17 protein-coding genes and 1 pseudogene are annotated in these 18213 nt (G+C 66.2%); 12 read left to right on the forward strand and 6 right to left on the reverse strand.

Translation table 11 applies throughout. The annotated features are described in order from the left end of the window. Nucleotides 1-73: 73 nt before the first annotated feature. Together QX039_RS11805 and QX039_RS11810 are read left to right on the forward strand one after the other, a co-directional pair. The gene (locus QX039_RS11805; protein WP_315736515.1) at nt 74-1078 is read left to right on the forward strand and encodes a hypothetical protein; all 1005 of its coding nucleotides are present in this window, start codon (nt 74-76) and stop codon (nt 1076-1078) included. Further along, a complete protein-coding gene (locus tag QX039_RS11810) occupies nt 1075-2343 on the forward strand; it encodes a hypothetical protein (protein WP_315736516.1) in 1269 nt (422 codons plus the stop codon). Before QX039_RS11805 ends, QX039_RS11810 begins: the two co-directional genes overlap by 4 nt. Here the strand turns inward: QX039_RS11810 and QX039_RS11815 are convergent. From QX039_RS11815 to QX039_RS11825, 3 genes are all read right to left on the reverse strand, one after another. Continuing rightward, nucleotides 2276-3862: a hypothetical protein gene (locus QX039_RS11815; protein ID WP_315736517.1), complete on the reverse strand. Its 1587-nt coding sequence runs from the start codon at nt 3860-3862 to the stop codon at nt 2276-2278. The two genes, QX039_RS11810 and QX039_RS11815, sit on opposite strands and share 68 nt — an antisense overlap. A gap of 410 nt (nt 3863-4272) precedes the next feature. Continuing rightward, nucleotides 4273-5124, reverse strand: coding sequence for an SDR family NAD(P)-dependent oxidoreductase (locus QX039_RS11820; RefSeq protein WP_315771226.1), 852 nt, complete (start codon nt 5122-5124; stop codon nt 4273-4275). Nucleotides 5125-5276: 152 nt separating this feature from the next. Continuing rightward, nucleotides 5277-5666 carry a winged helix-turn-helix domain-containing protein gene (locus QX039_RS11825; protein WP_315736519.1) on the reverse strand — a complete coding sequence of 130 codons (390 nt, stop codon included), beginning with the start codon at nt 5664-5666 and terminating at the stop codon, nt 5277-5279. 100 nt (nt 5667-5766) lie between these two features. Here QX039_RS11825 and QX039_RS11830 point away from each other — a divergent pair. The 10 genes and pseudogenes from QX039_RS11830 to QX039_RS11875 all read left to right on the forward strand — a co-directional run bounded on the left by QX039_RS11830 (nt 5767) and on the right by QX039_RS11875 (nt 16503). Further along, nucleotides 5767-6890: pseudogene (locus QX039_RS11830) on the forward strand (alkene reductase). A gap of 102 nt (nt 6891-6992) precedes the next feature. Next, entirely contained in the window at nt 6993-7472 is a 480-nt protein-coding gene (locus tag QX039_RS11835) for a GFA family protein (RefSeq protein ID WP_315736520.1), read from the forward strand. A 260-nt stretch (nt 7473-7732) separates the two neighbouring features. Continuing rightward, complete coding sequence (locus QX039_RS11840; protein WP_315736521.1) at nt 7733-9397, forward strand: thiamine pyrophosphate-binding protein; 1665 nt, start codon at nt 7733-7735, stop codon at nt 9395-9397. A 246-nt stretch (nt 9398-9643) separates the two neighbouring features. Continuing rightward, the gene (locus tag QX039_RS11845; RefSeq protein ID WP_315771228.1) at nt 9644-11026 is read left to right on the forward strand and encodes a M20 family metallopeptidase; all 1383 of its coding nucleotides are present in this window, start codon (nt 9644-9646) and stop codon (nt 11024-11026) included. A 568-nt stretch (nt 11027-11594) separates the two neighbouring features. Next, complete coding sequence (locus tag QX039_RS11850) at nt 11595-12509, forward strand: amino acid ABC transporter substrate-binding protein (RefSeq protein WP_315736523.1); 915 nt, start codon at nt 11595-11597, stop codon at nt 12507-12509. A 202-nt stretch (nt 12510-12711) separates the two neighbouring features. Then, nucleotides 12712-13443, forward strand: a complete 732-nt coding sequence (locus QX039_RS11855; protein WP_315736524.1) for an amino acid ABC transporter permease — start codon at nt 12712-12714, stop codon at nt 13441-13443. A gap of 1 nt (nt 13444) precedes the next feature. Continuing rightward, a complete protein-coding gene (locus tag QX039_RS11860; protein ID WP_315736525.1) occupies nt 13445-14137 on the forward strand; it encodes an amino acid ABC transporter permease in 693 nt (230 codons plus the stop codon). Nucleotides 14138-14146: 9 nt separating this feature from the next. After that, entirely contained in the window at nt 14147-14878 is a 732-nt protein-coding gene (locus tag QX039_RS11865; protein ID WP_315736526.1) for an amino acid ABC transporter ATP-binding protein, read from the forward strand. Between the two features lie 67 nt (nt 14879-14945). Continuing rightward, nucleotides 14946-15806, forward strand: a complete 861-nt coding sequence (locus QX039_RS11870; protein WP_315736527.1) for a D-amino-acid transaminase — start codon at nt 14946-14948, stop codon at nt 15804-15806. Between the two features lie 103 nt (nt 15807-15909). Then, nucleotides 15910-16503, forward strand: coding sequence for a DUF1080 domain-containing protein (locus QX039_RS11875; protein ID WP_315736528.1), 594 nt, complete (start codon nt 15910-15912; stop codon nt 16501-16503). On the opposite strand, the gene QX039_RS11880 is transcribed toward QX039_RS11875, so the two are convergent. The 3 genes from QX039_RS11880 to QX039_RS11890 all read right to left on the reverse strand — a co-directional run bounded on the left by QX039_RS11880 (nt 16490) and on the right by QX039_RS11890 (nt 18090). Then, complete coding sequence (locus tag QX039_RS11880; RefSeq protein ID WP_315736529.1) at nt 16490-16639, reverse strand: hypothetical protein; 150 nt, start codon at nt 16637-16639, stop codon at nt 16490-16492. The genes QX039_RS11875 and QX039_RS11880 overlap by 14 nt on opposite strands. Before the next feature lie 77 nt (nt 16640-16716). Then, nucleotides 16717-17316: an NAD(P)H:quinone oxidoreductase gene (gene wrbA / locus QX039_RS11885; RefSeq protein ID WP_315736530.1), complete on the reverse strand. Its 600-nt coding sequence runs from the start codon at nt 17314-17316 to the stop codon at nt 16717-16719. A 75-nt stretch (nt 17317-17391) separates the two neighbouring features. Continuing rightward, a complete protein-coding gene (locus QX039_RS11890) occupies nt 17392-18090 on the reverse strand; it encodes a pirin family protein (RefSeq protein WP_315736531.1) in 699 nt (232 codons plus the stop codon). Nucleotides 18091-18213 lie beyond the last annotated feature (123 nt).

Here is an 18213-nt window from a genome sequence, read left to right on the forward strand (position 1 = left end):
CGCGGAGCGTATGTCGTGAACTTCCGGCACGGCTTCGGCGAGCCGTTTCTGATCGGGCAGGTGGATGAGAGCAATGAACGTCGTCGCAACGGCCAGGCGTATCCACGACAATGTCGGCTTCTGGCTGACGGCGCTGGGGCAGGAGGCGATGGACCTGTCGCTGCGCACCCATGCGGAGTTTTGCACGCGCATCGTCGAGAGCCCGGGCACGACCCTGGACGACGCGCCGCTGGCGGCGCTCGTGGCCGATCTCCGCACCGTCGCCGGCAAGACGCTGCCCGCCGGCGAGCTCACCTACGGCATCTTCTCAGGCGAGCGCGACCCGCTCGCGCGCGCCATCATCACGGTGGTGTCGGAGGAGGCGGGCGGCCGGCCGATCGCCTTCAATGCGCTCGCGGTGATGCAGGTCGAGCGCGACGGCGACACCCAGCAGGTGATCCATCTCGGATTGGTGATGGTCGACCCGGAAGCGCGCGGCAAAGGCCTGTCCGGCGTGCTTTACGGCCTCACGACGCTGCTGCTGTTCATCCGTGACGGCCTGCGGCCGAAATGGATCTCCAACGTCACGCAGGTGCCGGCGGTGGCCGGCATGGTCTGCGAGACCTTCTCTGACGTCTATCCGTCGCCGCTGCCGCAGGCCCGACAGAGCTTTGCGCATCTTCAGCTCGCGCGCGGCATCATGCGGGCGCATCGCGCGGTGTTCGGCGTCGGCGGCGAGGCCGGGTTCGACGAGGCGCGCTTCGTCATCACCAACGCCTATACCGGCGGCTCCGATGCGCTGAAGAAGACGTATGACGATGCGCCCAAGCATCGCGACGCCATCTACAACGGCTTCTGCGCGCGCGAGCTGGACTACACCAGGGGCGACGATCTGCTGCAGCTCGGCCGAATCGATCTCGCCGCCGCCCGGCGCTATCTGCTGCGCGAGATCCCCTCCGGCTCGCTGCCGGCGCTGCTGGCGACCTCGGCCGTGCTGGCGCTGCAGCGGATGATCCTGCCGCTGGTGCATTGGCTCGACGACACCAGGACGTTCGGCACGCTCCGTCCGCGCCTGCAGCCCGGCGAACCCGCGCCATGACGGCCGGCATCGTTGCGGACTCCGTAGTCAACCTCTGCGGCGCGCTCGGCCTCGCGGTTGCCGCCGCCATGCTGCACCGGCGCGATTCCAGGGGACCGCTGACGGCACGGCTGGTCGTTCTGCTCGGGACCGTCGCCTCGCTGTTCCTGTTGCGCGGCGTCGCCTGGTGGACGGACAATGCTTTTCTCGACCGCATCTCCCTGATTCCGGCGGCGCTGATCCCGCTCGGCGCGCTGGCGGTGACGGAAGGTCTGCTGCGGCGGCACGCGCATCGCACGCTCAAGGCGATCGCGCTGGCCGGCGGCGTGGTGCTCGCGCTCGCCGGCGCGCTCGGTCCGGCCGAGTTCGAAAGCCACCACACGGTCGTGCTGTCAGCCTTTCAGCTCGCAGGCTTTGCGACCTGCGCCTGGCTGCTGCTTCGCCGCGACCGCGCGAGCCTGCTGGCCTGGGAGAACCGCGTCATCGATCGCGTCGCGTTCGGCGCCGTCATGGTCATTCCCTTCATCATCACCGATTTCCGCGTGCTGGCGCCGAGCATGCCGGTGCGGCTCGGCGCATTGGGCGCGCTGCTGGCGGTGACCGCGATCCTGATCGCCGGCGCCAGCGCGGAGACGCAGCGTCAGGGCGGGCTGCTGACATTGTTGCGAATCCTCGGCGCCGCCCTGCTCGGCGCCGCCGCGGCCGCGCTGTCGCCGGACGTCGATGCGGCGCAATTGATGCGTTTCTGCGCGGTCGCGGTGGCCGGCGTGCTCACGATCGGGCTGATCGGCGATGCCTTGCGCGCGATGCTGCAAGCCCGCGAGCCGGGCGTGCTCGACTCGATCGGGGCGTCGATCGCGGCGACGCGCGACGGTCTGATCGCCGAGCTCACGCGCCAGCCGGTCTTCGAAAGCGCACGCCGCTGTCGCGAGGATGAGCTGACCGCCTATGATCCGCCGCTGCTGCGCGACTTTCTCGCGTCAAGCCGTGTGCTGCGCCGGGCCGATGCGCCGTGGCGGCGGGCGGTCACCGACCCCGCCGTCGAGCGCGTGGTGGCGCTGATGGATGCGCGGCATGCGACGCATGTCATCGTGCTGTCGTACCAGCCGGTCGATCTCATCGTGCTCGCGGTCTCCGTGATCTCGGCCGATCCGGCCACGGAAACCGCGCTCGCGCTCGTCAGGCGCCTGCTGATGCAGGCGCCGGAGCTACAAGGGATCACGCCCACATGTGATGATGCTGTGGCATCTCCATCATCGGCCCCTCCATCATCGGACCGTCCATGACCAGGGTTGCCGCAGCGGCGCCGGCGTGTGCTGCCGGCGCGGCGCCGGGAAGCATGATCACGTTCGAGGCCGGCGCGCTGGTGACCGCGGCCAGCAGCGCGGCGGCGTCGGCACTGTTGCCGCCGCCGGTGGTCGCCAGCACCTGGCCGATCGTGGTGCCGTCGACATTGTAGGCGCCGCCATTGACCGGGATGTTGTTGCCGCCGACATCGGCTGCGTTCTGGTGCATCTGGTCGGCGGCCGCGGCGACCAGCGCCTTGTTGCCGGCCTGGAAGCCTTCGAGGATCTTGGCGATCTCGGCGCCGAGCGTGCTCCGGTCGCCGAGCAGCTCGTTGTCGAAGCGGGCCTGGAAGATGCCGCCCTGCGCCGCGTCGAAATCGGTGACGTCCTTCTTGAAGGTCATCAGGTCGGCGGTGACCTTGGCCATCGCGGCGGCGTCGCCGGAATTGACGGCGGCGATTGCAGCCTTGCCAAGCGCGTTGGACTGGGCGATGAACATGGCCCAGAAATCGGTCTGTGCCTGGTTGTCCTGATAGGCCGGCGTCGGGTTGAGGAAGTCGCCGAAGCCGCTCCAGCCTGTCAGGCCGTTCTGCTGCGCCATGTTGGCGAGATTGGTGTCGCCGGCGACGATGTCGATGATGTCGAGGAAGTCGTCGTTCAGCGCGCGGCCGATGTCGACATTGCCGGCCGCGCCGTTGATGTGGGTGTTGACGAGCGCGAGCTGGTCGATGATGGCGAGCGCGTGCACGCCGGTCAGGCCGCCGAACTGCAGCGGATTGGCGGCGACCAGCGCATTGAGGCCGGCGATCAGCGCGTCGACATCGTCCTGGATGACATCGACATTGCCTTCGTTCACGCCGCCGATCAGCCGGTTGGCGGCATCGTTGAAGATCAGGCCGAGCTCGGCCAGCGTGCCCTTGGCGGCGGTTGCGGCCGTCACGCCTTCGGGCAGCAGCGCCGGCGCCTGCAGGAAGCCGGTGACGCCGTCGGCGTTGGTCGCATTACCCGCAAGGTTCGGATCGTTGTTGACGACGTTGAGGATGTCGAGATGCGCGTTGCGCAGCGCGGTCTCCGCGGCGGCGATGCTGCCGAACGCGCCGCCGCCGGTCACCGAAGCCATCGCGGCATCCTGCGCGACCGTGATGTCAGCGAGGATCTTGTTGATGTTGGTGAGCGTCTGACCGGTGAACTGGCCGGCGGCAACCATCGCCTTCAGACCATCCTGAATCACGGTGAGATCGCCAGTGTAGTTGTAGGCGCTGCCAAGCCCCTGGCCGCCTTCCTCGACCACGTTGCGCCACAGTCCGCCTTCGAGAAAGCGCGTCGCGTCGTTGAAGACGACGCCGAGATCGGCAAAGCCGAGCGCGGGCGTCGGCGGCGTGGGCGGTGTCGGCGGCGTCGGAGGCGTTGGCGCAGGCGCCGGCTGGCAGTGATGATTGTGATGATGGTGGTGGTGGTGGTCGTTGTGATGATGGTGACCGTGGTGACTGTCGTGATGGTGACGGTGATGGCGCGACATGTCCGACGTACTCCTCAAAGCTGCGCACCACTGCGGATGAGCCGAAGCAACGGGGCGCGGCTGACGCGGGTGCGGATGATGAGGGCTATCTGCTGCCTGCTTCGTGGCTGCTTCGCGCAGGGATTGTGGAATGCGTCTGCGTCAGATTGTCGTGCGGCGTACGGATGGCGCTCCCGCAGAGCTGCGACATCTCACCGCTTGACGGTTGAGGGGCGCTTCAAGAGCCGGCGACCAGCGGCGATGTCGCGCCCGCGGCAAATCAGTGAGTTGGAAGAGCGTTCGACCGTAGCGATTCGGTCGACGGGTAGACGTCCCGAACGTACGCGGACAGCCTTGCGACGATCCGACGCGTCTGGGAGCTTGTGCTGAGACCGGGAGCAGCTATGCGCCGCCGCTCCGATGTGGTCGGATCATGGCGATATCTTTGCGAACTCCGCGAATGCGTCGGCGTAGTCGGCATGCCAGCGCGACAGCGGCGGCCGGTTCTCGACGATGTCGGAGGCTGCCCACAGGATGCGCCGCTCGTCAAGCGCCCGCGGTACGTCGTTGTCGGGGCACAGCACGTAGAAGTCGCCGGCCGTAACGCGCTCCAGCATGAAGTCGACCGTCTGCTCCGGCGTCCACGCGGCGGCCGGCTTCTCGACGCGGCCATTCGCGGTGAGCGGCGTGAACACGAAGCCCGGAATGAACAGATGCGCCGTCACCTGGCAGCCGGGCGTGTTGCGCAGCTCGTGCTGCAGCGCCTCGGTGAACGCCTTCACGCCGGCCTTCGAGACGTTGTAGGCGGGATCGCCGGGCGGCGTGGTGATGCCCTGCTTGGAGCCGGTATTGATGATCAACGCCGGCTTGCTCTGGGCGATCATGTTGGCTGCGAACACCTGCGAGCCGTGGATGACGCCCCACAGATTGACCCCGAGGATGCGCTGCCAATTGTCGTCGGCAAGCATCTTGCTGCCCGGCTGGATGCCGGCATTGTTCATCAGCACGTCGATCGCGCCGAAGCGCTGCCGCACCGCCGTTTCGAGCGCGACCACGCTGTCCCGGTTGCTCACATCGACCGTGGCGGTCATGACCGCAGCCTCGCCACGCTTGGCCGCAGCCGCGAGCCTGGCGGCGGCGTCGCGGAGCCGGGCCTCGTCGACATCGGCGATGCAGACGTTCATGCCGCGTTCTGCGAAGCGCATGGCGGCGGCAAGCCCGATGCCGGAGGCGCCTCCGGTGACGACGGCGGTGTGGTCGGCGGATAAGGCAGGGTGAGACACGGCAGGTTCTCCGGCATGACGATGAGATGCTGGTGTATGACGTCCTGGCGCGGCCGCAAGATCATCCGGCTGACGGCAAGAGGGGTTTCTTGCGGCTGCAACGCGAGGCGCACCAGTCCGGTCGCAGATGCATCGCGTCGGCTGGAACCGGCTTACGACGCGGCCTTGGCCCCGCGCGCCTTCCTCGGCTTCTCGATATCGCTGCGCAGCGCGGCGAGATCCTTCTTCACGGCGTCAGCCGCATCGCGCTCGATGCGCCGATAACGTTCGACCAACTGCGCGCCGAACGCCGTCAGCGCCGCGCCACCGCCATTGCGGCCGCCGGTCTGGCGCGCCACCGCCGGCTGCCGGCACACCCGGTTGATCTCGTCGACGAGGTCCCAGGCCCGCTTGTAGGACATGTCCATCGCGCGCCCGGCCGCAGAGATCGAGCCGTGTCGCTCGATGTTCTCCAGCAGCGCGATCTTGCCCGGCCCGATCCGGCTGCCGTCATCGAGATCGATGCGCAGGCTGAGCGAGGGCAGGGCGTTCGCTTTCGGCATGGAGGGTCTGCTCGTGCGGAGGTGGGGCGGACATTGCCACCATCATGTTTTGCGAACAAGATGATCCCAATCGACAATCGCAACGACATCTGGGGACGAAATGCTGCCTGCGCTGTTTTCACCGCTCACGATCGGTCCTTATCACCTCAAGCACCGCGTCGTGATGGCGCCGTTGACCCGCATGCGCGCCGCAAGGGAGACCCTCGCGCCGCGGCCGCTCAACGTCGAGTATTATGCGCAGCGCGCGACGCCGGGCGGGCTGATCATCGCCGAGGCCTCGCCGGTGCTGCCGACCGGCACCGGCAGCCCGAACGTGCCGGGGATCTACAGCGCGGCGCAGGTCGCCGGCTGGAAGCAGGTCGTCGACGCGGTGCATGCCAAGGGCGGAGTCATTTTCCTACAGCTCTGGCACGTCGGCCGCGTCTCGCATTCCTCGTTCCAGCCGGGCGGCGCGCTACCGGTGGCGCCGTCGGCGATCGCGATCGGCGACGATCTCAAGGCAATGACGGCGGACGGCAAAGGCGCAGCTTACGAGACGCCGCGTGCGCTCGACACCGACGAGATCCCCGCGCTTGTCTCCGCCTATGGCCAAGCCGCGCGCAATGCGATGGCCGCCGGCTTCGACGGCGTCGAGGTGCACGGTGCGAACGGCTATCTGATCGAGCAGTTCCTGCAGACCCGCAGCAACCAGCGCACCGACCGCTACGGCGGCTCCATCGAGAACCGCTGCCGCTTCCTGCCCGAGGTGACCGAGGCCGTGATCGCCGCCTGCGGTGTCGACAAGGTCGGCGTGCGGCTGTCGCCCTATGGCATCGCCAACGGCTCCGGCGAAGCCGAGCCGATGCCGCTCTATACCCATGCGATCGAGGCGCTCGACAAGCTGGGCATCGCCTATCTACACCTGATCGAGCCGCGCTCCTCCGGCGCCGGCCGCGCCGACGTCAACTGGCAGAACGTGCCGTCGGCCATCGCTCTGTTCCGGCCGGTGTGGAACGGCGTGCTGATCGGCGCCGGCGGCTTCACGGGCGAGCCGGCCGACGCCGCGATCCGGGCCGGCCACGCCGACGCCATCGCCTTCGGCCGCACCTTCATCTCCAACCCGGACCTGCCGCGCCGGCTGCGGCACGGCTGGCCGCTGACGCCGTATCACCGTCCACCTTTTATGGCGGCGACGCCAGGGGCTATACCGACTATCCGGCCTATGACGAGATGGCGCCCGCTTAGCTCGACTGCGTCACGAGAGCCGAGCAGTCGCGTTTTCATTGTCATTCCGGATTCAAGGCCGGTGGCCTTGCCCCGGAATGACGCCGTGGATGGATGCTTGTCATGCCCAGATCCGCTCCCGCCGGCATCGCCTCTGGCCAATGCCTGTGCGGCCGCGTCGCCTTCGAGATCGACGTCCCGGCGCGCTGGGCCTGGCATGATCATTCATCGCCCAGCCGCCGCGCCCATGGCGCGGCCTACGCCACCTATGTCGGAAGCTGGCGCAAGCGCCTTCGCATCACCTCGGGTGCGGATGCGATCACCCGCTACGAGGACGACGCCGCGAAAGCCACGCGCAGCTTCTGCAGCAGCTGCGGCTCGCCTGTGTTCTACGAGCGCGCCCGCTCGCCGCACATGGTGAACATCCCGCGCGCGCTATTTGCAGCACGAACCGGTCGCGAGCCGCTCTATCACGTTGCCATCGAGGAGGCGCCGGATTGGGCCTACACCGGCGCGCCCCTGGTGCCGCTGAAGGGTTTTCCCGGCGTGGTCTGGCAGCGCGCGCAGCGCAAGAAGCGCGGCTCGCGCGAAGGGATGTTCTGATCCGCGGGCAGCTTGGTATCGTCACAATGAGCGCACTCAAGGAGCCGTACTGATTGGCAAGGTCGTGACATGATCTTAGCCGGAGCCATCGATGAGAAGCCGGACCAACGGCCCCTCCGCCGTCATTGCGAGGAGCGTCAGCTCCGAAGCAATCCAGACTGCCTCTATGACAGACGCTGGATTGCTTTGCTTCGCTCGCAATGACGGAGTGAGAGCTTGCCGAGAACGAACAAGGCCACGACCCAGAGGAAAACGCCACCATGAAGAACCGCACCACCGGACGCTCGGCCTTCCTCGCGCTGCTCAAGGACGAGGGCATCACCCATCTGTTCGGCAATCCCGGCACCACCGAATTGCCGATCATGCATGCCCTGAAGGATCATCCCGATCTCACCTACGTCATGGCGATGCAGGAGAGTCTGGTGGTGGCGATCGCCGACGGCTTCAGCCGCGCCTCGGGACGCCTCGTCGCCTGCAACGTCCACGTCGCGCCGGGTCTCGGCAACGCCATGGGCGCGCTCTACAATGCGCAGTTCACAGGCACGCCGATGATCCTCACCGCCGGCCAGCAGGAGCAGGGCCACGGCCTGATGGAGCCGCTGCTCTACGGCCCGCTGGTGCGGATGGCCGAGCCGCTGGTGAAATGGGCGGTCGAGGTGACGAGGCTGGAGGACCTGCCGCGCATCATCAGGCGCGCCGCCAAGGTGGCGACCACGCCGCCGACCGGTCCCGTCTTCATCTCGCTGCCCGGCGATATCCTCAATGCCGAAGCCGGCATCGAGCTCGGCCGTTCCACCCGGGTCGATGCGCGCGTGTTGCCGGCCGCGGACGCGTTGCAGGCGCTGGCGCAGCGCATTCTCAGGGCGCAGCGGCCGGTGATCATCACCGGCGACGAGATCGTCAAGAGCGATGCGCTGCGGCAGGCGGCCGAGTTCGCGTCGGCGATCGGCGCTCCCGTGCATCAGCAGTCCGCGCCCTATGGCGCGCATTTCCTGTCCGAGCATCCCTGCTACATCGGCTCATTGTCGCGCGCGCAGAAGCAGGTCCGCGACCTGCTCGCGCCACACGATCTTCTCATCGTGCTCGGCGCCGATCCCTTGCGGATGTCCGTGCACAGCGAGATCGAGCCGCTGCCCGAGGGCTTGCCGATCGTGCAGATCGGCCTCGTCGATTGGGAGCTGGGAAAGAATTTCGGTGCCGAGATCGCGCTCAAGGCTGACGTTCGCGAGACGCTGCTTCAGCTCACGCCGCTCTTACACGAGCTCGGCGGCGCGGCCCTGCAGGCGCGTGCTCAGGAGCGCGTGGCCGAATTGTCCTCGAAGAACTGGAGCGCACGGCGCCGGACGCTGGCGGCGCAGATCGAGGCGGCCCGCGAGCGGACGCCGATCGACCCGGACTATCTGGCGCTGCAGGTCGCCGAGGCGATGCCGGAGCACGGCATCCTGGTCGACGAGGGCCTGACCTCGGCGCGCTACATGACGGCGCTGTGGCCCTATCGCGACCGCTATAACTATCACGCGCTCGCCTCGGGGGGCATCGGCTGGGGCCTGCCGGCCTCGGTCGGTGTCAGTCTCGCCAATCCCGATCGTCCGGTCGTGTGCTATTCCGGCGACGGCAGCGCGATGTATTCGATCCAGGCGCTGTGGACCGCAGCGCATCACAAGCTGCCGCTGTCGGTCGTCATCGTCAACAATGGCGGCTACCGCATCATCAAGCAGCGGCTGCTGTCGTTCCACGGCGACGACAACTACATCGGTATGGATTTTGTCGACCCGCCGGTGGATTTCGCAGGGCTGGCACGGTCGCTCGGCTGCGAGGCGATGCGCATCAGTGATCCGCGCGAGCTGAAGCCGAGCTTGTCGGACGCGTTCCGCAGGCCCGGCGCCAAGCTGATCGAGGTGATGGTCAGCCACGTGGTGAATTGAGAGACTGCGCCTCTGGATTGTCAGTTGATCACTTTCGTCCGGGACGAGGACGGTGTTGGCGCTACACGGGCGGGCGAGGAGTACCGAGCAAGCCGCAGCGCGGTCCAACCACCGAGTTTGATGGCAGGCTACGCGGTTCCGGAATCCGAGACTTGCTTGATATCAGCATTGAATTCAAACCCAGCCCCTTCCGCTCGCCGCGCGATCCCGATATGACGCCGCCTTCGTTGTGACTGGAAAAGCGCCATGACCAGGATTGATGCAATTGCCCGTGCCCGTCAGACGCTGACGAGCGGTGACTTCTTGGCCGAGCTCGGCCGCCGGGTCGCCTATCGCACCGAGAGCCTCAATCCCGAGCGCAAGGACGAGCTCGCGGCGTATCTGACCAAAGAGCTGACGCCGTCCTTTGCCGCCCTCGGCTTTTCCTCCGAGATCGTGCCCTCGCCGAGCGGCAAGTCGCCGTTCCTGATCGCGACCTACCACGAGAGCGACAGTGCCCCGACGGTGCTCAGCTATGGCCACGGCGACACCGTCGACGGCATGGCTGGCGAATGGCGCGACGGCCGCGATCCCTGGGCGGTGACGCCGGCGGGCAATCGTCTCTATGGCCGCGGCACCGCCGACAACAAGGGCCAGCACAGCGTCAACATGGCGGCGCTGCGCGCGGTGCGCGAGGCGCGTGGCGGCAAGCTCGGCTTCAATGCCAAGTTCATCATCGAGATGGGCGAGGAGATCGGCTCGCCCGATCTCGCCAAGGTGGCCGATCTGCATCGCGACGCCTTGAAGGCCGACGTCTTCATCGGCTCGGACGGCCCGCGGCTGTCGACCGCGCGCCCCACCATCTTTCTCGGCTGCCGCGGCGGCATCCGGTTGCATCTCGACGTCAATCTGCGCGAGGGCGGCAATCACTCCGGCAATTGGGGCGGCGTGCTCGCCAATCCGGCGACCATCCTGGCGAACGCGATCGCCACGCTGGTCGACGGCCATGGCCGCATCAAGCTGGAGGCGCTGAAGCCGCCGCGTCTCACCAATGCGATCCGCGCCATCCTCGCCGACGTGAAGGTGGAGCCGACCGCCGACGAGCCGGCGCTGTCGGACAATTGGGGCGAGGAGGGGCTGACGCCGGCGGAGCGGCTCTATGCCTGGAATACGCTCGAGGTGCTTGCGATCTCCTCCGGCAATATCGACAAGCCGGCGAATGCGATCCCCGGCCGCGCCCGCGCCGTGCTGCAGCTGCGTTTCGTCGTCGGCACCAAGGTCGACAGTATCGTGGCCGACGTGAAGAACCATCTCGCCGCGCATGGCTTCCCGATGATCGAAGTCAGCATGGCGCAGAGCTTCATGGCCTCGCGCGCCGACATCGACAGCCCCTGGATCAAATGGGCCGCGGATTCCATCAAGATGAGCACCGGCAAAGCGCCCGCCGTGCTGCCGAACTTCGGCGGCTCGCTGCCCAATGACGTGTTTGCCGACGTGCTGAAGATGCCGACCATGTGGGTGCCGCATTCCTATCCGGGCTGCTCGCAGCACGCGCCGGATGAGCACATTCTGCTGGATGTCACGGAGGAGGCGCTCGGCCTGATGGCCGGGCTGTTCTGGGATCTCGGCGAGCTGCAGAAGCCGTTGTGAGGCGAGAAGGGGGCATGAGCACAGATCTCTTGGCGTTATCGGTGCTCACCTCTCGCTGCCTGAGGCGGGGTGAGCGACGCCCCGGTCGTGTTCAGCGCCTGCGGCCGCCCTTCGAGACGGCCGCCTTCGGCGGGCTCCTCCGGGCGAGGACTGGTGCCTTGGCGAAGTCCGCGGTGACGTTCATGGTGAGGAACGCCGCGCCGATCAGGAAGATGGAAGGCGGGCTTGCCGCGCGCGGCGCGTCTCGAACCACGAGGCCCGTGTGCCGTGCGGTTGCATTGCCGCGTGCGGGAACCGCCCGAGTGAGACTTTCGTCTGGTCGCGGGGCTCGCGAGCCCCGCGCAGTTTACCATCCCGACGTTCGGCGCTGCCGTTTCAGCCCGAACGTCTTGTCGAAGGGGACGCAGGACAGGCAATTTGTCGCGATCGTCCGAGGACGTCCCGCCGCGGGGCGGTCTATGGTGCCCGCGCTCGTCCGGCCGGAGATCGTCCGGGGGGCGGGGGCCATTTTGAGTTCGCTGTGGTTTATGCAAGCATCCGGCAATCAGCCGGATTGAGGAGATCAGTTATGAAGCAGCTTCGCCTATTCGGTCTTGCCGTCGCCGCCGCGCTCTGCGCCGGCCAGGTGCAGGCCGAGGACCTGACGGGGACCCTGAAGAACATCAAGGAGACCGGCACCATTACGCTCGGCGTCCGCGACTCCTCGATCCCGTTCTCCTATCTCGACGACAATCAGAAGCCGATCGGCTTTGCCATCGACATCTGCATGGGCATCGTCGATGCCGTGAAGAAGGAGCTCAAGCTCGACAAGCTCGATGTGAAGCTCAACCCGGTGACGTCGTCGACCCGCATCCCGCTGCTCGCCAACGGCACCATCGATCTCGAATGCGGCTCGACCACCAACAATGCCGAGCGCCAGAAGCAGATCTCCTTCACCAACACCCACTTCCTGACGGCGAGCCGCTACGTCTCGAAGAAGGCGAGCAAGATCAACGCGATCGACGATCTGAAGGGTAAATCGGTCGTGTCGACCGCCGGCACCACCAACATCAAGCAGCTCACCGAAGCCAACGCGGCGCGCAACCTCGGCATCAACATCATCCCGGCCAAGGATCATGCCGAGGCCTTCCTGATGGTGGAGACCGATCGCGCCGTCGCCTTCGTGATGGACGACATTCTTCTTGCGAGCCTCGTCGCCGGCTCCAAGGATCCGGCCGCCTACGTCGTTTCCAAGGACGCGTTCTCGAAGCCTGAGCCCTACGGCATCATGCTGCGCAAGGACGACCCGCAGTTCAAGAAGGTGGTCGATGCGGCGACCGCCAAGATCTACACCAGCGGCGAGGGCGCCAAGCTGTATGACAAATGGTTCATGCAGAAGATCCCGCCGAAGGGCCTGAACCTCAACACCCCGCTGTCGGCCGAGCTGAAGGCCGAGTTCGCCAAGCCGTCGGATTCGCCGGATCCGGACTCGTACAAGCCGTAAGGTGAGGTCGCAGCTCTCGCGCCGAATTCGATGCGCCCCCCTCCCCCTTGCGGGGAGGGGTCGGGGGTGGGGGTCTCAGGAAAGATTGCCCGTGTGGACCCCCCACCCCGACCCTCCCCCGCAAGGGGGAGGGAGCGCAGCGAGTTTTTGGCAAAGACTGTGTAATGCGACTTGCGAGCTAATTCCCTCTCAGGATGTCCCCGTGAACTACACCTGGAACTGGCACATCTTCCTGGAGCCGAACCCGACCGGGGCCGGCACCTATTTCGACATGCTGCTGGCGGGGCTGAAGGTCACCATCGTGACCTCGCTGTCGGCCTGGGTGATCGCGCTGATCTGCGGCACGATCGTCGGCATCCTGCGCAGCTTGCCGTCCAAGCTGGCGACCTGGATCGCCTTCGCCTATGTCGAATTCTTCCGCAACATGCCGCTTTTGGTGCAGCTGTTCCTGTGGTTCTTCGTGCTGCCGGAGCTGTTGCCGCCCACGATCGGCCTGTGGCTGAAGCAGATGCCCAATGCGCCATTCTATACGGCGGCCGTCGGCATCGGCCTGTTCATGTCGGCGCGTGTCGCCGTGCAATTGGCGGCCGGCATCGGCTCGCTGCCGCGCGGCCAGAAGCTGGCGGCGACCGCGCTCGGCCTCACCACCTTGCAGGCCTACCGCTACGTGCTGCTGCCGATGGCTTTCCGCATCATCCTGCCGCCGCTGACGTCCGAATTTCTCAACACGGTCAAGAACAGCGCCGTCGCAATCACGATCGGTCTGATCGAGCTGACGGGCGCTGCGCGCGCCATGCAGGAATTCTCGTTCCAGGTGTTCGAGGCCTTCAGCGCCGCCACCTTGATGTATCTCGTCATCAACGTCATCGTCGTGATCGGCATGCGGCTCCTGGAGCGCGCGGTGGCGGTCCCTGGCTACATCACGGGCAAATGAGATGCTGGCCAATTTCGATTTCGACGTCATCCGCCGCTCGCTGAGCTATCTTTTCATCGACGGCATGACCTTCACGCTGACCTTGACGGCGCTGTCGGCGACGGGCGGTCTTGTGTTCGGCACCCTGATCGCGCTGATGCGGCTGTCCGGCTATCGGGTGATGGGCTTTATCGCCGGGCTCTATGTCGACTTCATGCGCTCGCTGCCGCTGGTTCTGGTGATCTTCTGGTTCTACTTCCTGGTGCCCTATATCGGGCAGTGGATCACCGGCTCGTCGCGGCCGATCAAGGTCGGCGCGTTCGCGTCCTCCCTGATCACCTTCATCCTGTTCGAGGCGGCCTATTTCTCCGAGATCATGCGCGCCGGCATCCAGTCGATCTCGCGCGGCCAGCCGGCCGCGGCCTCGGCGCTCGGCCTGACCTATGCGCAGACCATGCGCTACGTCGTGCTGCCGCAGGCGTTCCGCAACATGCTGCCGGTGCTGCTGACCCAGACCATCGTGCTGTTCCAGGACACGTCGCTGGTCTACGTGCTCTCGATTCCGGACTTCCTCGGCGCTGCTTCGAAAGTCGCCCAGCGCGACGGCCGTCTGGTCGAGATGTACCTGTTCGCGGCCCTGGTCTACTTCACCATCTCCTGTGTCGCGTCCTACGGCGTCCGTCGCCTGCAGTCGCGCATCTCCATCATCAGATAGTCGGCTCCCATGATCGAAATCAGCCACGTCAACAAATGGTACAGCCCGAGCTTCCAGGTGCTGAAGGACTGCACGACCTCGGTCGCCAAGGGCGAGGTGGTGGTGGTCTGCGGCCCCTCCGGCTCCGGCAAGTCGACCCTGATCAAATGCGTCAACGCGCTGGAGCCGTTCCAGGACGGCGTGATCACGATCGACGGCCTCAAGGTCAATGATTCCAAGACCAACCTGCCGAAGCTGCGCTCGCGGGTCGGCATGGTGTTCCAGCACTTCGAGCTGTTTCCGCATCTCAAGATCATCGACAATCTCTGCCTCGCCCAGCAGAAGGTGCTGGGTCGTGGCCATGAGGAAGCGACCGCGAAGGGCATGAAGCTCCTGGATCGCGTCGGCCTCAAGGAGCAGGCGCAGAAGTTTCCGGCGCAGCTCTCCGGCGGTCAGCAGCAGCGCGTGGCGATCGCACGTGCGCTCGCCATGGACCCGATCGCGATGCTGTTCGACGAGCCGACCTCGGCGCTCGATCCGGAGATGATCAGCGAGGTGCTCGACGTCATGGTCGATCTCGCCCGCGAGGGCATGACCATGATGGTCGTGACCCACGAGATGGGCTTCGCCAGGAAGGTCGCCCACCGCGTCATCTTCATGGACCGCGGCGAGATCGTCGAGGACGCCAAGAAGGAGGATTTCTTCGGCCAGCCGCGCAGCGAGCGGGCGCAACAGTTCTTGTCGAAAATCCTGTCGCATTAGCACTTACCGTCGTTCCGGGGCGCGCGGAACGCGCGAACCCTGAATCTCGAAGTTGGAGAATATGAATTTGGACCCGATCGCTTACGTCAACGGCGCCTTCGTGCCCCTGTCCGAGGCCAAGGTCTCGGTCCTCGATCGCGGCTTCCTGTTTGCCGACGGCATCTACGAAGTGGCGGCGGTGCTCGATGGCAAGCTGGTCGACAGTGCCCCGCATCTTGCCCGCCTGGAGCGCTCGGTCGGCGAGATCGGGCTGGCGCTGCCGGAGAGCCTGGCGCGGATCGAGGAGCTGCAGAAGGAGCTGGTCGCACGCAACCGGCTCGACCAGGGTATGGTCTATCTGCAGGTGACGCGCGGCGCCGACAAGGGCCGCGACTTCCCGTTTCCCAAGGGCGACGTCAAGCCGACCTTGGTGATGTTCGTCACCGCCAAGGACATCATCAATGCGCCCTCGGCGAAGACGGGAATTGGCGTCATCACCGTGCCCGACATCCGCTGGGCGCGCCGCGACATCAAGAGCGTGGCGCTGCTGGCGCAGGTGCTCGCGAAGCAGGCGGCCGCCGCGGCCGGGGCCGGCGAGGCGTGGATGGTCGAGGACGGTCATGTCACCGAGGGCGGCTCGTCCTCGGCCTTCATCCTGACCAAGGACGACGTCATCGTGACGCGGCCGAACTCGAACGCGATCCTGCCGGGCTGCACCCGCAAGGCCGTGGTGAAGCTCGCCGAGGAGCGCCAGCTCAAGGTCGAGGAGCGGCTGTTCACGGTGGAGGAGGCGCTCGCGGCGAAGGAAGCCTTCATCACCAGCGCGAGCTCGTTCGTGCAGCCGGTGGTCACGATCGACGGCAAGCCCGTCGGCGACGGCAAGCCGGGACCGGTGGCGGCGCGGCTGCGCGAGATCTATGTCGATTTTGCGCGCGCCACGGCGGTGTAGTTGGAGGAGACGATAGAGCAGGTGCAGCATCGAAACCCGTTTGAATTGTCCGGCGCTTTGCTATCGTGGCGACGAACGAAACAGAAATCAGGGAGGAGTTTCGATGCGGTATCGCTTGAGTGGGCTCGCGGCCGGACTATTGATTGCGGGCGCAGGCATGACGGGAGCGGCATTGGCCGATGACGGCTGGGTGACTCTGGTCGACTCCACGACCAAGGCCGACTTCACCGAGGTCGGCAAGGCCAATTGGGAGATGAAGGACGGCGCGCTGTCGGCCGACAAGCTCGACGGCAAGGATCCATCGTATCTGGTGACCAAGGTGAGCTACAAGGACTTCCAGATCAAGGCCGAGTTCTGGGTCGATGACGCCGCCAACAGCGGCATCTTCATCCGCTGCGACCAGTCGGCGAAGATCGACTCCAACATCTGCTACGAGGTCAACATCTTCGACAAGCGGCCCGATCCGAAATACGGCACCGGCGCGATCGTCGACGTGTCCAAGGTCGATCCGATGCCGAAGGCCGGCGGCAAGTGGAATACCTACGAGATCACCGCCAAGGGCACGCGGCTGACCGTGATCCTCAACGGCGAGAAGACCGCCGATGTCGACGACAGCAAGCACGCGGCGGGACCGATCGCCCTGCAGTACGGCTCGGGCGTCGTGAAGTTCAGGAAGGTGCAGATCAAGCCGCTGTAGCGGCCGTGCATTCCGGGCAGCGGCGCTGGCCGCGGCTGGCGCGGTAGAGGCTCTTGCAGTACCAGCGGCGCGCCATCATCTGCAGGGGATGGCGGGCCAACCGGGCCAGCGTCACCAGTTCGAGCATGGCGGGCATTGCGGACTCCTCTCCTACTTTCCAACTCTTGTGAAATGGGGCGGCACTTCGTTTGCGGAAGTGCCGCCCCAGTCGCATCAGCCATGCAGCTTCTTTGCGGTCTCGGCGATGACGCGGCCCTGATAGCGCGCCCCCGCCAGCTCGTTCGCGCTCGGCTGCCGGCTGCCGTCACCGCCGGTGATGGTGGTGGCGCCATAGGGCGAGCCGCCGGTGACCTCGTCGAGCTTCATCTGGCCGGCGAAGCCGTAGTTGAGGCCGACGATGGTCATGCCGAAGTGCAGCAGGTTGGTGATGAGCGAGAACAGGGTGGTTTCCTGGCCGCCGTGCTGGGTCGCGGTCGAGGTGAAGGCGCCGCCGACCTTGCCGTGGAGCGCGCCCTTGGCCCACAGGCCGCCGGCCTGATCGAGGAAGTTGGCCATCTGCGAGGCCATGCGGCCGAAGCGGGTGCCGGTGCCGACGATGATCGCGTCGTAATCGGCGAGCTCCTCGACCTTGGCGATCGGGGCAGTCTGGTCGAGCTTGTAGTAGGAGGCCTTGGCAACGTCGGCCGGCACCAGCTCGGGCACGCGCTTGACGTCCACGGTGGCGCCGGCCTCGCGGGCGCCTTCGGCCACCGCGTTGGCCATCGCTTCGATGTGGCCGTAGGCGGAGTAGTAGAGAACGAGAACCTTGGTCATGGCAGTCTCCGTGGGGACGAGGATGATCGGGAAGAGTGTCCCGGCCGGATGGCCGGCCGGGATCGCGTGAGAGGATTAGGCGGCGTCGACGAGCACCAGCTCGGAATCTTCGAGCGCGGTGATCTTCAGCGTGGCCTCGTCGCGGATGGCGGCGCCGTCGCGGGCGTTGACTCGGACGCCGTTGACTTCGACGCTGCCGGCCGCGGGCACCAGATAGATGTGCCGGGAATTGTCGGCGCTGTACTCGGCGGTCTCGCCTGCCTTCAGCGTGGTGCCGAGTACGCGCGCCTTGGCGCGGATCGGCAACGCGTCGCCGTCATCTGCGAAGCCGCTCGCCAGTGTGACCAGCTTGCCGGAGCGGTCGGACTTCGGGAACGGCTTGGCGCCCCAGGTCGGCTGGCCGCCATCGGTGGTCGGCTCGATCCAGATCTGGAAGATCCGCGTCGTGGTCGGCTCCAGATTGTACTCGGAGTGGCGGATGCCGCTGCCCGCGCTCATCACCTGGACGTCGCCGGCCTCAGTGCGGCCCTTGTTGCCGAGGCTGTCCTGATGCGTGATCGCGCCTTCGCGGACATAGGTGATGATCTCCATGTTCCGGTGCGGATGCGCCGGGAAGCCGGTGTTCGGCGCGATCTCGTCATCGTTCCAGACGCGCAGGGCGCCGTGGCCCATGTTGCTGGGGTCGTAGTAGCTCGCGAACGAGAAATGGTGCTTGGCCTTCAGCCAGCCGTGGTCGGCGCCGCCCAGCGCCGCAAAGGGCTTCAATTCGATCATGGGTTTGCTCCGTTGTTGCACGTCGGCCGCGAGCCGCCGTGCCGTTGGGCACTGGAATAGGCTGACGATCCGAGTATAGAAATAGAAACTATTGAAACCCATTGTTTCCAAAAGTGAGATTGC

The organism is Bradyrhizobium sp. SZCCHNR1043 (assembly GCF_032489675.1).
Lineage (GTDB): Bacteria > Pseudomonadota > Alphaproteobacteria > Rhizobiales > Xanthobacteraceae > Bradyrhizobium.

Coding starts and splice junctions, on each gene's coding strand:
- QX039_RS11805 (WP_315736515.1), top strand. CDS start 74: ATGAACGTCGTCGCAACGGCCAGGCGTATCCACGACAATGTCGGCTTC.
- QX039_RS11810 (WP_315736516.1), top strand. CDS start 1,075: ATGACGGCCGGCATCGTTGCGGACTCCGTAGTCAACCTCTGCGGCGCG.
- QX039_RS11815 (WP_315736517.1), bottom strand. CDS start 3,862: ATGTCGCGCCATCACCGTCACCATCACGACAGTCACCACGGTCACCAT.
- QX039_RS11825 (WP_315736519.1), bottom strand. CDS start 5,666: ATGCCGAAAGCGAACGCCCTGCCCTCGCTCAGCCTGCGCATCGATCTC.
- QX039_RS11835 (WP_315736520.1), top strand. CDS start 6,993: ATGCCCAGATCCGCTCCCGCCGGCATCGCCTCTGGCCAATGCCTGTGC.
- QX039_RS11840 (WP_315736521.1), top strand. CDS start 7,733: ATGAAGAACCGCACCACCGGACGCTCGGCCTTCCTCGCGCTGCTCAAG.
- QX039_RS11845 (WP_315771228.1), top strand. CDS start 9,644: ATGACCAGGATTGATGCAATTGCCCGTGCCCGTCAGACGCTGACGAGC.
- QX039_RS11850 (WP_315736523.1), top strand. CDS start 11,595: ATGAAGCAGCTTCGCCTATTCGGTCTTGCCGTCGCCGCCGCGCTCTGC.
- QX039_RS11860 (WP_315736525.1), top strand. CDS start 13,445: ATGCTGGCCAATTTCGATTTCGACGTCATCCGCCGCTCGCTGAGCTAT.
- QX039_RS11865 (WP_315736526.1), top strand. CDS start 14,147: ATGATCGAAATCAGCCACGTCAACAAATGGTACAGCCCGAGCTTCCAG.
- QX039_RS11875 (WP_315736528.1), top strand. CDS start 15,910: ATGCGGTATCGCTTGAGTGGGCTCGCGGCCGGACTATTGATTGCGGGC.
- QX039_RS11880 (WP_315736529.1), bottom strand. CDS start 16,639: ATGCCCGCCATGCTCGAACTGGTGACGCTGGCCCGGTTGGCCCGCCAT.
- wrbA (WP_315736530.1), bottom strand. CDS start 17,316: ATGACCAAGGTTCTCGTTCTCTACTACTCCGCCTACGGCCACATCGAA.
- QX039_RS11890 (WP_315736531.1), bottom strand. CDS start 18,090: ATGATCGAATTGAAGCCCTTTGCGGCGCTGGGCGGCGCCGACCACGGC.